This is a genomic window from Paenibacillus sp. FSL L8-0638 (assembly GCF_038593075.1).
In the GTDB taxonomy this organism is placed as follows: domain Bacteria; phylum Bacillota; class Bacilli; order Paenibacillales; family Paenibacillaceae; genus Paenibacillus; species Paenibacillus polymyxa_D.
This window is the reverse complement of record NZ_CP151960.1, coordinates 4097538-4112239: the sequence shown is the minus strand read 5'-3', so window position 1 is coordinate 4112239 and position 14702 is coordinate 4097538. Positions and strand designations below refer to the sequence as shown.

The following is a 14702-nucleotide window of genomic DNA, read 5'->3' as shown; positions in this document are numbered from 1 at the left end:
AAAGCAGAAATATTTAAAAGAGTCTGTCACCGGAGAGTGGATTGTCCGGGGGCTGGAAGGTGGAAAAGATGAGTGTATTTGAAATCGTGACGGAGCCCATTATCCCGCAGGCTTATGCGGATTATGTCCTAAGGCCGGAAGCAGGAGCGGTGACTATTTTTACAGGGCACGTACGAGAATGGACTCAAGGCGTACGGACCTTATACCTTGCTTATGAGGCCTATGTCCCTATGGCCCAAAAAAAACTCACAGAGATTGGTCGCGAAATCGAACAGAAATGGGAAGGGACACGAGTGGCAATCGCGCACCGCATTGGCGAGCTTCAAATCGGTGATATTGCCGTTGTCATTGCCGTTTCTTCACCTCATCGTTCGGATGCGTATGAGGCGAATGAATATGCGATCGAACGAATCAAAGAAATAGTTCCCATTTGGAAACGGGAGATTTGGGAAGATGGAACGCAGTGGGTCGGAGATCAAAAGAAAAAGCCGGGGGGAGATCAGTCATGATTAAGCTGTACTACTTTGCGGGACTCCGTGAGGTGACGGGAAAAACAGAAGAATTGGCAGATTTGGCGGGCCAAACGGTAGGCGATTTATCCAATTGGATAACAGATCAATATCCAGATATGCCGATCGAGTCTGTGCGAATTGCGATAAACGAGGAGTATGCGTTGTCTACGGATGTATTACAGGATGGAGACATTGCAGCCTTCATTCCCCCAGTCAGCGGTGGCTAATAATAACGATGCTAAACAACTAGAAAGGAGGGGGCGTATGAATTTTCATCCACTGAAGGACACGTTGCAGCGGCCGATTCGTGACCTGCGTATATCGGTTACGGACCGCTGCAATTTCCGCTGTTCCTATTGCATGCCCAAAGAAATATTCGGTGACGATTACGCCTTTCTTCCCCAAAATGAATGTCTGTCGTTTGAAGAGATACACCGGCTAACGAAGCTCTTTGTATCCCTGGGTGTAAAAAAGATCCGACTCACGGGCGGCGAACCATTAATGCGCAGGAATCTACCCGACCTGGTCTCCCAAATCCTGTCCATTGACGGAGTGGAAGATATCGGCTTGACCACCAACGGTGTGCTGCTAGGACAGCAGGCTAAGCCTCTCTATGACGCGGGGCTACGACGGCTTAATGTCAGTCTGGACGCTCTGGACCCCGAGCTGTTTGGGCGGTTGAATGGGCGGGGGATTAAGCCTGATTTTATTTTGAAGCAGATCGAATATGCAAGAGAAATCGGCTTTGAAATCAAGGTCAATATGGTCGTTCAAAAAGGCGTTAATGACTCGGAGATTTTGCCGATGGCCGCTTATTTTAAGGAGCAGGGAATAACCCTTCGCTTTATCGAGTTTATGGATGTAGGGAATGACAACGGATGGAGCTTCAAAAAGGTACTAACCAAAAAACAAATTGTTGAACGACTTAAGAATGCGTACGAGCTGGAGCCGATGGATCGGGATTACTTTGGAGAAGTGGCAAAACGTTACCGTTATAAAGACAGCGACGCACAGATTGGTTTTATTACTTCGGTTTCTGAATCGTTTTGTTCGTCTTGTACACGTGCCCGCTTATCGTGCGATGGCAAGTTTTATACATGTTTGTTTGCTTCAGGCGGATTTGATTTACGCCAGATGCTTCGCAACGGGGCGAATGACCAGGAACTGCTCGATGTGATTACTTCAGTATGGGAACAACGCACAGATCGGTATTCCGATGAACGTACGGAGCAGACAGCCAACAACAAAAAAAAGATTAACATGTCCTACATTGGCGGCTGACATTTTATACCATGATAGTGTGTTGTATTTGATGTGGTTGCTCCGAAAAAGAAAGCGCAAACATTTTTGTTGGCAAAACTTAAATTCGATGTTATTATGATTTTGGGATTGTTACTGAAAAGGCAAAACCCGAGGCATGGAATTTAATTTCCATGTGTTGGGTTTTGCCTTTTCTTTTTAGAATACATGCTTTGCGATATCCTGCATGATATGAAAAACTGCCCAGCCATAACGCAGAAAGGTGAGTGATATAAAGCCTTACAAGTGCTGAACAACAAAGATGATGACGTCGACCAACGAATCGACATCCGAAAAATGATGTCATGGGACGTGGTTAACCGACTATATCCATTTTCAGAACGGAATATCAGATCGGTTTGGGAGCACTCAAGATCATTCAGGGAAAACGTAAGGCTTTGTCTCTTATTATGAATGCGTTTTCATAACACGAAATTGTAAATCAATATATTTGAATTTGATTTACGACGAGGGTTTGATCGGCTATTACCGTCTTGTGACCTATCTGAAATTTCGCCCAGCATCTAAATCCTTTTTTAAATTTGATGGGATAAGGGGGGCAGTTAGATGATCATAACGAAGATCTTTAATAACAATGCCATAATAGCCAAAGATCAAAAAAGAGATGAATTTGTTGTTATGGGTCGTGGTATTGCATTTAAAAAGAGTGCAGGCGAACAAGTAGAAGAGCATCTAATTGAAAAGGTCTTTGTGCTTAAACATAAAGATGCTTCAGAGAAATTTAAGTTATTGTTAGAGGATGTTCCATCAGAATATGTTTCATTATGCTATGACATCATTGAATATGGAAAAAGCATATTAGAAGTACAATTGAGCGATTATATATATGTTTCGCTTACGGATCACATGAACAATGCATTTAAAATGTTTGATGAAGGGTTTAAAAATGCAAATCCGTTAATTTGGGAGATCAAAAAATTTTATCCCAAAGAATTTGCGGTTGGCTTAAAAGCACTGGAGTTTATTGAAGACGAAACAGGCAAACGATTGTCAGAAGATGAAGCAGGTAATATTGCTCTTCATTTAATCAATGCTCAAGTAAACAGCTCCTACAACAAGGTAGCAGATGTTGCTCAGCAAACTCAAAAAATACACGACATCTTGAATATTATTAAATACTCTTATAATACCACCATAGATGAACACTCGATCAGTTATGAGCGATTTATTACACATTTAAGATTCTTCTTTCAGCGATTAAATAAAAAAGAAAAAGTAGAACTGGAAGACGATTTTTTATGGAGGCAAGTGAAAGCAAAGTACAAAAAGGCTTATGGCTGCATGCTGAAGATTGAGAAATACTTGGATATGGTATTGTCAGATGAGGAAAAGCTGTATATCACGATTCATATTCAGCGTGTGACCCAAAGACAAAATTGAATAACTCTTGGATTGTTACTGGTAATGCAGGCGAAACCAACCTAGATCGAATTTGATCTATTTTGGTTTCGCCTTTTTTTATAAATACAATTAAAGGGGAAATTACAATGAAGTATGAGACATTAGCAAAAGACATCATTAGAAATGTCGGCGGCAAAGAAAATGTGAATAGTCTAACTCATTGTATTACACGCTTGCGCTTCAAACTAAAAGATGAAAGTAAAGCCAATACAGAGGTTTTGAAAAATATGGATGGTGTTGTCACTGTGGTAAAGAGTGGCGGGCAATATCAGGTTGTTATAGGTAACCATGTACCTGAGGTTTATGCTGATGTTACTGCTATGGGTGGTTTTCAGACAGGAGATTCAGAAGAAGCATCAGGTGAAAAAATGAGTTTGTTCAATAGATTCATTGATACTATTTCAGGTGTATTTACACCCACGTTAGGTGTCTTAAGTGCCACAGGTATGATTAAGGGCTTCACTGCCCTATTTGTAGCTTTGGGCTGGCTGACCACTACATCGGGTACCTATCAAATTCTCAATGCTTTAGGTGATTGTTTGTTTTACTTCTTTCCTATTTTCCTGGGGTATACATCAGCTAAAAAGTTCAATGCCAATATTTTCATAGGTATGGCTATAGGTGCATCGCTTGTGTACCCCACATTTAGCACGATAACAGCCTCGGGCAAACCACTATACACTCTATTTAGCGGTACTATATTTGAGTCACCGGTATATATCACCTTCTTAGGCATTCCGGTCATTCTGATGAGTTATGCGTCAACCGTTCTTCCGATTATCATATCCACCTATGTAGGCTCAAAAATAGAAAACTTCTTTAAAAAGGTAATCCCTAGCGTAGTGAGAACATTTTTGGTTCCGTTTTTCACATTGTTAGTTATTGTACCCTTAGCATTGATTGTGATTGGACCTCTCTCGACTTGGGCAGGTCAACTACTTGGGGCAGCAACCCTCTTTGTGTATAACTTAAGTCCAATTATTGAAGGCATAATCATGGGCGCTTTCTGGCAAGTGTTTGTTATCTTTGGATTACACTGGGGACTTGTTCCTATCGCTATGAACAACTTAGCCGTGCTTAAATTCGATCCGATTCTTGCTGCTACGCTGGGAGCTTCCTTTGCTCAGACGGGCGTCGTACTGGCAATTTTGTTTAAAACCAAAAATGTAAAACTGAGATCACTTTCCATTCCAGCTGTCATCTCCGGAATTTTTGGTGTGACAGAACCAGCGATTTACGGGATTACATTACCACGTAAGAAACCATTTATTTTAAGCTGCATAGCATCTGCAGTAGGCGGCGGTATTATAGGCATGATGGGAACGAAAGGCTATATCATTGGCGGCTTAGGCATTTTCGCGATCCCGAGCTATATCAGTCCGTCAGGAATAGACAGTGGATTTTATGGGGCTGTTATCGGTATCCTGGTAAGCTTTGTATTAGGCTTCTTGCTTATGTTCTTTGGCGGATTTAAAGATGATGAAGTGAAAGAAGCTAAAAAGGAAGATAACACCTCGGGAGCAGCTAAAGGAGAAGTTTTAGTAAAACAAGAGACGGTGATGAGTCCATTAAAAGGTGAAGTGAAGTCTTTATCTGAAGTAACAGATGAAGCCTTTTCGACAGGTGCTCTGGGTAAAGGGATTGCCATTGAACCTTCTGAAGGTAAGGTTGTTTCACCTGTAGATGGTGTATTAACATCATTATTTTCGTCAGGTCATGCGATTGGAATTACAAGTGATCACGGTGTTGAAGTCCTCATCCATGTAGGCAAAGATACGGTCAAATTAAAAGGCAAACATTTTTATCCTAAAGTAAAACAGGGGGATGCTGTTAAAAAAGGCGAGCTGCTTATGGAGTTTGATATGGAAGCTATAAAAGAGGCTGGTTATGTTTTGACCACACCTGTTATCGTTGCCAATACTACGAATTACCTGGATGTCATTGAAACAGAGAAAAAGGCAATTGAGTATCAAGAGGACTTATTGACCGTCGTAGTCTAATCCTAATTAATGTTGAGGAGGAATTAAACAATGAAAAATACAACTACATTGGAATTTCCACAAGGATTTTTATGGGGAGGTGCAACGGCTGCCAACCAATTTGAAGGTGGATATAATGAAGAAGGTAAAGGCTTAAGCACTGCTGATGTAATTACGGCTGGAACGCATACGACTTCCCGAAGAATTACACCTATGCTGGAAGAAGGAGTGAACTACCCGAGTCACGAGGCTATTGATTTTTTCCACCGCTATCAAGAGGATATCCGCTTATTTGCAGAGATGGGATTCAAGGTCTTTAGGATGTCCATTGCGTGGTCAAGAATATTTCCTAACGGAGATGATGCAGAGCCGAATGAGCAAGGCTTGCAGTTCTATGATCGTGTATTCGCAGAATTGAAAAAGTACAATATTGAGCCTTTGGTTACAATCTCACATTATGAAGCACCGTTTCATTTGACCCAAAAATATAATGGTTGGTCAGATCGCAGAGTCGTAGATTTTTATGTGAGATATTGTGAAGTGCTTTTTAACAGATACAAAAATGTCGTAAAATACTGGTTAACCTTTAATGAAATCAATATTTTAACCTTGTCATTTGGAGCATTCATGGCTGGAGCTATGATGCCGGAGGGGAATGGAGAGCTAGCCCATGCTACAGTGAAGGATGAGCAGGTTCTGTATCAGGCGTTGCATCATCAATTTATTGCCAGTGCAAAGGCTGTAAAGCTGGGTCATGAAATCAACAAGGACTTTAAAATCGGTTGTATGATTGCTTATATGTGTTCCTACCCACTTACATGTCATCCTGATGATATTCTGCTGGCTCAACAAAAGGATAACTTAAGTAATTTCCTATGCTCAGATGTCCAAGTAAGAGGAGCTTATCCGGGATTTGCCAAACGCTATTTTAGAGATCATAATATTCAGATCACAATGCAAGAAGGAGATGAGGACATCTTAAAAGAAGGCTGCGTAGATTTCTATACTTTCAGCTATTATTCTTCTACTTGTGTCAGTGCCGATCCTAACCAGGAGAAGGTGGGAGGGAATTTATCTATGGGCTTAAAGAATCCTCATTTAAAAGCAAGTGCCTGGGATTGGCAGATCGATCCACAGGGATTGAGATGGTCCCTCAATAATATTTATAACCGATATGAAATCCCGTTAATGGTTGTTGAAAATGGTCTTGGCGCCGTAGATACAGTGGAAGAAGATGGCTCCATTCACGATGATTATCGAATTGATTACCTGAAGCAACACATTGAGCAAATGAAAGAAGCAATTGCTGATGGAGTGGACCTAATAGGGTATACGCCATGGGGATGTATTGATCTGGTCAGTGCGGGAACCGGAGAAATGAAAAAGCGTTATGGGTTTATATACGTCGATAAGGATAATGAAGGCAAAGGGACACTTGCCAGATCCAGAAAGAAGAGCTTTTATTGGTATAAGAATGTGATCGAAACCAATGGAGAGCAGCTGGATTAAATCTTAGTACCTGTTTCATAAAAGTCATACCATCAGCGCGTGCCAATTTTAATCGGTACGCGCTGCTTCACTAAATACATGGGGTGAAAATGACGAAATAGAGGGTAGGGCTGATATCAAAATTTGAGGAAGTGGATACATATTACCTGCTTGGATTAAATGCTGGATTGAAGCTGCTCGGGTGGGTGACGCAGGAGCAGGTTTTGGGGTTGTCGCTACAGAAATCCGCAAAATGTCTACGGGCACCAAGGAAGCAACAGGGCGTATTGAACAATCCTTGCAAGCCGTCAGACAACCAGTGTATAAGATGGGTGGTTACATGTATGAATTTGAATGAGTTGAATGAACAGAGTTACACAGAACTAGAGGATTATTGGGTGCGTGTATTTCTAAATGTAGTACAAGATCAGGATAAGGAGAACTGGGTGATTCCTTATTACAACACATCCTTTTCTAATGGTCAGAAAGTCATGGATATGAACCCCATTTTTTCGGCTAAATCAAAAATAAGTCATAAATCCATCAGAATCATTCAAGAAACGGTTAATGAAGAGGATGACGTTCACTATTGGTTAGATACAAATGGGAAAAACGAATTGGTTATTATTTGTTCCTTATCACAGCAACATGTGCACAAGGTAAAAGGGATCATTGAACGCTGGATTTATGAATGAGAGTCATTATCCATAATCAAATCTTTTCCGATATAATAGGGAAGAGAAGCCATAGAACAGATACTACCTCAGAGAGGTGATTCACAATGACCGTTGATATTCTCCTACGTAATAATATAAAAGTGCTAGGCACAGGTAGCCAGACGATTGTGTTTGCTCACGGCTTTGGATGCGACCAGGATATGTGGCGTTATATCGTCCCTAGCTTTATCGACAACTACCAAATCGTCTTATTTGATTATGTTGGTTCGGGAGATTCTCAAATAAAGTATTATGATTCGAAAAAATACAGTGACTTGCAAGGGTATGCCCAGGATGTGCTGGATATTATGGAAGCGTTAGACTTAAGAAATACCATATTCGTCGGACACTCCGTTAGCAGCATGATCGGAATGCTCGCATCGATCCGCAGCCCTCAATATTTTGAACGCATTGTCATGCTCGGTCCTTCTCCACGCTATGTGAATGACCTGCCTTCTTATTATGGGGGCTTCGATAAGAGTGATATTGATGAATTACTGGATATGATGCAAATGAACTTTATTGGCTGGGCTAGTTACATGGCGCCCATTGCTATGCAGAATCCCGAGCGAGGGGACTTAACCGAAGAATTGGAAAAGGCATTTTGTTCAAGAGATCCTCATATTGCACGGCAATTCGCAGAGGTTACATTTTTTTCAGATTGCCGTGTTGATCTTCAGCATGCTTCGGTTCCTACACTTATTCTCCAGTGCTCAGATGATAGTATTGCTCCGATTGAGGTAGGGGATTATTTGCATACCCATCTTAGAAATAGCAGACTTCAGCAGATGAGAGCAAAGGGGCATTATCCTCATTTAAGCCAACCAGGAGAAACGAGCGATTTAATCAAAGAATATTTAGCTAGTGTGTAATATCGAAAGAAAGGCAGTCATTTAATGGATATTCAATTAGATAAAGCTCCTTGTGGTTACTTTTCAATATCGGATGCCGGGATCATTCAATCTGTAAATCAAACGTTATTGGACATGCTTCTGTATGACCGTAATGAATTGCTCGGACGGCCGATTGAAACAACAATGTCTGTTACGAACAAGCTATTTTTTCATACTTATTTTTATCCCTATATTCAGTTGTACGGGCGTGTCGATGAGATGTACTTTTCGTTTCGGACAAGTGACCGACAGGATGTGCCTGTACTTCTGAACGGGGTTCGTCAGGAACGAAACGGAGAAACGGTTATTGATTGTGTAGTGCTAATGATGCGTAAGCGAATTGAACATGAAAAAGATATACTACAGACCAAAACCAAGCTTCAGGAATTATATCAGGCGACGAATGAAGCAAACCAGAAGCTTGAACAGTTGCACGCAGAATATGAAATCAAACAGCAGGAATTGGTGCGAATCAATCTCCAGCTAGAAACGATGGCGTCAACCGACCCGTTAACCGGGCTTAAAAATAGAAGATATTTTCAAGATCAATTATTAGTCAGTCTAGCCTCTTTTCAAGGGACTGGAGCACCTTTCTCGCTGCTGATCATTGATATTGATCGTTTCAAAAGTATTAACGATACTTATGGTCATCCGGTGGGCGATCTGGTGCTTACGAATCTGGCAGAATTACTGCAATCTATGTCGCGGGACAGGGACATTGTCGCTCGTTATGGTGGCGAGGAGTTTGTCATTATTCTTCCGGGCAACGATCAAGAGGAAGCCATTCGTACGGCAGAAAAATATCGTTCCATGACGGCCTCGATGGATTGGGGAGAATATGCTATTACAGTGAGTATTGGGGTGGCAACGGTTACGCAAGAGGATACGGAACAATCGATAGTTCATCAAGCGGATTTGGCACTGTATGCTTCCAAGAGTGGCGGGAGAAACCGGGTCACGCATGCAGCAAGTCTCGTAAAGAGATAAATGAGGCTTCAATAACCGCATGAAGAGTTGGGGAGGATAAACATGGGGGAAGCGTACAAGCTGGACTGTGATACCTGTGCTTATACTAAGAACATATTTGTGGGGTTTGGTTTATTATATATGAGTTTGGAATCCATTGCTTCGTTTGTACAGGATACTGTCCTTAAACGACGTATTGGGGAATTCATAGGCAACCCTTCGACGAGATATGATGCTTATGACGCGATATATGTATGTCCGGTCTGTCAGGCCATCCGCAATGAACTGTTTATTGAGATGATATCGGACTCATCACAGTATAAAATCTCTTATGCTTGTCCTAGATGCGCGAGTGTTATGGAGCAGGAACACATTGAAAACAATGTGCCTGTTCATTTGAGTTGCCCAGCATGTGAAAAGGGGAAATTGAAAGCAACGTTTTATATGGATTGGGATTAATAGATTCCTCGAATATCTCCACAGCTTACTCCAATAGCACTGGTCAAACCATTTAAATTCAGCTGCTATTATTGATAACGATTCTCATTCGAAGCATCAAATGAATGAAAACATTTGAAGTGGACGCTTGTGAAAAAAAGCTGGAACCCTGTTATAGAAAGGATGCCAGCTTTTTATTTGGTGCTTATTTCACGAAAGTTTCTGTACCCTCTGAATTGATGGTTGAAGTATGGGTACGAGATGCTTCTTCAATATTTTTGAATGCCCAGTAATCTGCTGGTACATCCTTCCATGTAACCTGAGTCGTTCCTTCCAGGGGTCCTCGTTTTAAGATGGTGTTCAAAATTGTAACGGTTTCTACTCTTGTTATATATTGATTGGGTTGGAAGCTGCTGTCGTTATAACTGGTAATCCATCCCGCACTAGCTAGCGCTACAATGGAATCTCTTGCCCAATGCTTTTCGATATCGGTATAGGGAGACGCTGCGGTTTGCGTTCCTTTAAGCTGCTTCCAGGATGCGAGTATTGCTGCCATTTCTGCACGGGTAATGGGTTGCTCTGGTCGAAATGTTCCGTCTGCATATCCATTCATCAGGTGCTGTGTCGTAAGTGCTATAATCGAATCCTTTGCCCAATACATGTTAGGTACATCTTTGTATGTGGTTGAGCCTTCTTTTGTCTCCAACTTCATGATTCTAGCCATCATCGCGGCGGTTTCGGCTCGTGTAATGGACTGGTCAGGTCGGAATGTACCATCCTGATAACCCGTTATATATTTTTCATGCGCAACCTCGGATTGCTCTACGGGCATGATTTCCAGAGTCGGTACATCCGTTGTTGAAACCGATGGTGATGAAGATGTGGTTGTTTCACTGGAAAAAGATGAATCACTGCTATCCGCGTTATCCTTCTTATCTTTTTTATTACTACTGCTGCTGTCGTTACCAGTAGTAGCACCGGTTCCGCTCGTACTTCCAGTACCACCAGTGCCTGCATCTCCGTTTACAACCTGTATATACGCTTCAGAGGTACTCGGCGCGAATCGAACATCTCCACTGTATATAGCAGTAATCGGGTGGCTTCCCACACTTAAGTTGCTTGTAGTGTAGTATGCATTGGCATAACCATTCGAAATGCCCACTGGCTCCATCGTCAGCGTACCTAATATATTCGTGCCGTCCATAAGGATGACCGTTCCGGTTAAATCGCCCGAAGTTTGTGGGTTCGAAGTTGTCCTCACGCTAAACCTTACTTCTTGGCCGTGACTAGACGGATTCGGCAAACTCAGTACTGTAGTTACTGTAGGTCTCAGTGAAGGTGTAGTCGTAGGTGTAGATGCATTTACGACCTGAATGTATGGCTCAGATGTGCTGGGAGCAAATCGAGCATCCCCACTATAAATAGCTGTAATCGGATGACTTCCCACACTTAAATCGCTTGTGGTGTAGGTCGCAGTGGCATATCCATTCGCAATGCCATTTGGCCTCATCGTCAGCGTATCTAATATATCCGTACCGTCCATAAGGATAACCGAGCCGGTTAAATCTTTCGTAATTTGTGGGGTTGAGATGGTTTTGATGCTAAACGTTACGGATTGACCTTGTTTAGAAGGATTTGTCCAACTCTTTACCGTGGTTTCAGTAGCATACACCGCATCCGTTACACTTGGTACTGGTGAGGAGGTTGCATACACAGCACTCTCGGAAAAACTCCATGTCCAGGTCCCTAATAAGACGATAACAGCAAGATAAGATAAACAAAAAGACTTGATTTTACGCATAAACTTCCTCCATAAATTTCCGGTGTCACGATGAACTTACTAAGATCCTCCATGATGACTAACCTACTAATATAATTTTTCTTTCTTACACTACTGATTTACTATACTAAATGCCTCTGAACCAATTCTGAACCAATCGACAAAAACCGTGCCCAATTCCCATCGCTAGAAGGGGATCACGATTTGCGAGCCTTTTCAGTAATTTCTCAGAACAAATGCAAAAAGGGTCAACCCAAAAGAACTGGTTGACCTCATAATATGAATGACAGTTTAGCGTAATATTTTGGAAAGATTTATTCCGTTAATATTTAAATTTGACCGTTAGATCCTGTAACTTTTGTGACATATCCGACAAGGTCGTGGCCAGACTGGTGATCTGCTGCATCGAAGCCAGCTGCTCTTCTGCAGACGCTGCAATATTCTGCGAGTTGTCCGCCGCTTGAAGCGCCAGACTTGATACGTTCTCTCCGCCCGCCGAAATTTCTTGGACACTTGCGGTTATTTGCTGCGTGATGCTTGCGAGCTCTTCTGTTTGCTGCGCGATATGATTGGTGGATGTCACAATTTTGTTAAACTGCTGCTCTGTCTCATTGGCAATTTTAATACCAGAGTCGACATCCTGTTTTACGCGTTCCATGGTCTTAAGCGAATGCTCCATATCTTTGCGCATATTCTGAATCAACCCGGAAATTTGCCCGGAAGACTGGTTCGATTGTTCGGCCAGCTTTCTCACCTCTGCAGCAACTACGGAGAAACCGCGGCCTTCCTCGCCTGCACGAGCAGCCTCAATCGAAGCATTTAAGGCAAGCAGGTTGGTCTGCTGTGCGATATCCGTAATGGCATGCAGCATTGTGTCGATCTGTTGAGTGCGTTCATCCAGCATTCTCATAACCGCATCGGTTTCATTGACGGAATGGTTAATCAAGTCCATTTGCTTCACCGTATGTTGTACAGCAGTACCGCCAAGGCTCGCCATTTCCATCGCGTCTGCAGACGATTCAGCAATGGTCAAGGAGCTGTCCGTGATCCGCTGCATACCTATTGAAATTTCCTCAAGCGAGCTGGTTGTCTTCTGGAGCATTAGTTGCTGCTCCTTCGCACCAGCCGCCGATTCTTGAATTGCGATGGTGATGTGCTCCGTTGCCTGCCCCGTGTGCTCTGCTCCAAGGGTCAATTCTTTCGAGGAAGCAGCGACCTGCTTTGTGGACAGGTTTACCTCACCGATCAGAAATCTAATATTTTTAATCATATGATTGAAGTCCTGTGCAAGCTCGCCGATCTCATCCTTTGAATGAATTTTGACTTCTTCGACTGTTAAATCACCGTCTGCAACTGCGTTAAGCCGCTTTGCAATCATGATAATAGGCTTCGTAAAACGTCCCGAAACAAAGCTTACGATAATTGCTCCCAGAATAACCGCAGAAGTCGTAATAATCAGGACAATATAAAGGACTTTGGTCGCTCCGCTGTTAAATTCGTTAAAATATGCTCCAGAACCGATGATCCATCCCCAATAAGGATCCCTTTCAACATAAGAAATTTTCGTCTCCACTTGATCTGTACCAGGTAAAGCCCATTTATAAGTGACGAATCCCCCGCCGTTTGTACCGACTTCTACAAACTCTTTTCCCACATGCACACCGTCTTCCGAAACGGCATTTATTAAACCCTGGCCTTCATTTGAAGGGTTCATCACTGCAACGGCATCTTGATTGACTGCCCACGGATAACCTGTTTTACCTACAGTATATTTAATCTTTACCGGTCTTTTGTTATTAGCATCTTTTACACCGAGCAGCTCGATACGAAGTTTTTCCTGTGCTTCCTCCAATGTTAAATTACCGGCTTCGACTTGCCCATTGAGGAAACTAATCATACCAATTACCATTTGCACACTATTTTTAAGTGCCACTTTGCCTGATTCATTCATTTCATTCTTGGAAACAAAATAAGAACTGATTCCAATCACGAATGTGGGTACAATTAAAATAATTAAGCACATTATGGTTAACTTCGTTCTTAATGATCTCACCTTCATGATTGATCCTATCTTTGTTTTCACTGTATTTCCCCCTGACATCGATATACAGACTCAACCCACAACTGCGCTAGTTACTAAAGGTAAAAAGACTGTACATCATATATCGTAATAACACGTCAGGAAATTAAGCCCTTTAATCTAGTCAGCGATAAAGAGACCGATGGGGTTCGTTTTACAAAGAAAGAGCGACCTTTATAAAAAGAGACCGCCCCTTTCAGAAGCTTCCCTTTCCGGGAAAGATAATATCTTTCCAACCGTCTAAACTTCGTATCATGTTACGCCTCCCAGGTGAACTATGCGTCAAGGTCACTACAATCAAGGGCGTCCATTGGACCATAGAATTAAGCCCATCTTATATGTCCTGAAGGCTGGCTGCTGTTAGTCCTGCTGATTGTTACACGCGGCTTAATTGGGGCTTTAACCCGGCGGTATTGTCATCGTCCCAAGATATGGGGGATGTAACGGAAGGAGAAGATCGTGGAAGTGGTAAGGCTATTATTATGACTACTGTGTTTTTATAGATTTTGTGGGCTGGAAGGAGCTTGTCAGTAGAGGGATAGAAAATGATGTCAACCTGATGTTTATGCCTATTTTGGCTTTGTATAATGAAAAAGAGGCTAAGAGTCGAATACGAGAAAGCATGGAACGTGACGGATCGTTTCGGGGTTATTTATTTCAGTGCAGGCATTGTATGGAATACCTCTTATATGCGGACTATGACTGAATCCAAGTGAATTTCCTGAGGTGAATGAGAAGGTGAAACCCAATTTAGGGGTGGTTCTAATTAAGGAGGAGTTCATAAAATTGGAGGAATGCAGATGGGTTGGGAGTATGGAATTAAGGTCGCAGATGTTAAGGATATTAAAGCGCTAATGGAACGCTTAGCTGAAGCATTGCCTAGGATTGAGGGATATCGGATGCAAAGGGATGAGGATGGCTTTGTTCTGCTTCAGAATAATTCTGATTGGCCTGAAGCGCTCCAGGTTTCAGTGGAAGAGGCAAGGAATATTGAAGGGTTAGAAGATGATGAACCTTATATCTATTGTCTATTTCATATCGGCGGCGGAGATGCGATGAGGTTGAGGGAAGGAATGTGTAGGACACTGGAAGAAGAGAAATGCGCTGCGGATTGGTTCGAGTTGTAGCC

The 14702-nt window shown here is 42.3% G+C and carries 14 protein-coding genes and 2 pseudogenes; 14 read left to right on the top strand and 2 right to left on the bottom strand.

What is annotated here, in order from left to right:
- Positions 1–68: 68 nt before the first annotated feature.
- From MKY35_RS18325 to MKY35_RS18275, 11 genes and pseudogenes are all read left to right on the top strand, one after another.
- Positions 69–509: a molybdenum cofactor biosynthesis protein MoaE gene (locus MKY35_RS18325; protein ID WP_342444458.1), complete on the top strand. Its 441-nt coding sequence runs from the start codon at positions 69–71 to the stop codon at positions 507–509.
- The gene (locus tag MKY35_RS18320) at positions 506–739 is read left to right on the top strand and encodes a MoaD/ThiS family protein (RefSeq protein WP_029515506.1); all 234 of its coding nucleotides are present in this window, start codon (positions 506–508) and stop codon (positions 737–739) included. The genes MKY35_RS18325 and MKY35_RS18320 overlap by 4 nt, the downstream gene beginning before the upstream one ends.
- A 37-nt stretch (positions 740–776) precedes the next feature.
- Positions 777–1793 (top strand): GTP 3',8-cyclase MoaA, encoded by a 1017-nt coding sequence (moaA, locus tag MKY35_RS18315; protein ID WP_342444457.1) that lies wholly within the window; start codon positions 777–779, stop codon positions 1791–1793.
- 585 nt (positions 1794–2378) lie between these two features.
- Positions 2379–3212, top strand: a complete 834-nt coding sequence (locus MKY35_RS18310; RefSeq protein WP_322252167.1) for a PRD domain-containing protein — start codon at positions 2379–2381, stop codon at positions 3210–3212.
- A 107-nt stretch (positions 3213–3319) separates the two neighbouring features.
- Positions 3320–5233 (top strand): beta-glucoside-specific PTS transporter subunit IIABC, encoded by a 1914-nt coding sequence (locus MKY35_RS18305; RefSeq protein WP_342444456.1) that lies wholly within the window; start codon positions 3320–3322, stop codon positions 5231–5233.
- 30 nt (positions 5234–5263) lie between these two features.
- On the top strand, positions 5264–6721 hold the full coding sequence (locus tag MKY35_RS18300; protein WP_342444455.1) for a 6-phospho-beta-glucosidase: 1458 nt from the start codon (positions 5264–5266) through the stop codon (positions 6719–6721).
- A gap of 166 nt (positions 6722–6887) precedes the next feature.
- Positions 6888–7031, top strand: a pseudogene (locus MKY35_RS18295) (methyl-accepting chemotaxis protein); the annotation flags it as partial.
- 13 nt (positions 7032–7044) lie between these two features.
- Positions 7045–7395 (top strand): hypothetical protein, encoded by a 351-nt coding sequence (locus MKY35_RS18290; protein ID WP_029515501.1) that lies wholly within the window; start codon positions 7045–7047, stop codon positions 7393–7395.
- An 86-nt stretch (positions 7396–7481) separates the two neighbouring features.
- A complete protein-coding gene (locus tag MKY35_RS18285; RefSeq protein WP_029515500.1) occupies positions 7482–8288 on the top strand; it encodes an alpha/beta hydrolase in 807 nt (268 codons plus the stop codon).
- A 24-nt stretch (positions 8289–8312) separates the two neighbouring features.
- On the top strand, positions 8313–9296 hold the full coding sequence (locus tag MKY35_RS18280; protein ID WP_342444454.1) for a sensor domain-containing diguanylate cyclase: 984 nt from the start codon (positions 8313–8315) through the stop codon (positions 9294–9296).
- Positions 9297–9338: 42 nt separating this feature from the next.
- On the top strand, positions 9339–9734 hold the full coding sequence (locus MKY35_RS18275; RefSeq protein WP_029515498.1) for a hypothetical protein: 396 nt from the start codon (positions 9339–9341) through the stop codon (positions 9732–9734).
- Between the two features lie 184 nt (positions 9735–9918).
- On the opposite strand, the gene MKY35_RS18270 is transcribed toward MKY35_RS18275, so the two are convergent.
- Both MKY35_RS18270 and MKY35_RS18265 read right to left on the bottom strand, forming a co-directional pair.
- On the bottom strand, positions 9919–11514 hold the full coding sequence (locus MKY35_RS18270) for an S-layer homology domain-containing protein (RefSeq protein ID WP_342444453.1): 1596 nt from the start codon (positions 11512–11514) through the stop codon (positions 9919–9921).
- A 301-nt stretch (positions 11515–11815) separates the two neighbouring features.
- A complete protein-coding gene (locus MKY35_RS18265) occupies positions 11816–13552 on the bottom strand; it encodes a methyl-accepting chemotaxis protein (RefSeq protein WP_342444452.1) in 1737 nt (578 codons plus the stop codon).
- A 369-nt stretch (positions 13553–13921) separates the two neighbouring features.
- Here MKY35_RS18265 and MKY35_RS18260 point away from each other — a divergent pair.
- The 3 genes and pseudogenes from MKY35_RS18260 to MKY35_RS18250 form a co-directional block, all read left to right on the top strand.
- Positions 13922–14055 (top strand): annotated as a pseudogene (locus MKY35_RS18260) (MFS transporter); the annotation flags it as partial.
- Between the two features lie 26 nt (positions 14056–14081).
- The gene (locus tag MKY35_RS18255; protein ID WP_342444451.1) at positions 14082–14279 is read left to right on the top strand and encodes a CbrC family protein; all 198 of its coding nucleotides are present in this window, start codon (positions 14082–14084) and stop codon (positions 14277–14279) included.
- 94 nt (positions 14280–14373) lie between these two features.
- The gene (locus tag MKY35_RS18250) at positions 14374–14700 is read left to right on the top strand and encodes a hypothetical protein (protein ID WP_342444450.1); all 327 of its coding nucleotides are present in this window, start codon (positions 14374–14376) and stop codon (positions 14698–14700) included.
- Positions 14701–14702: the final 2 nt, after the last annotated feature.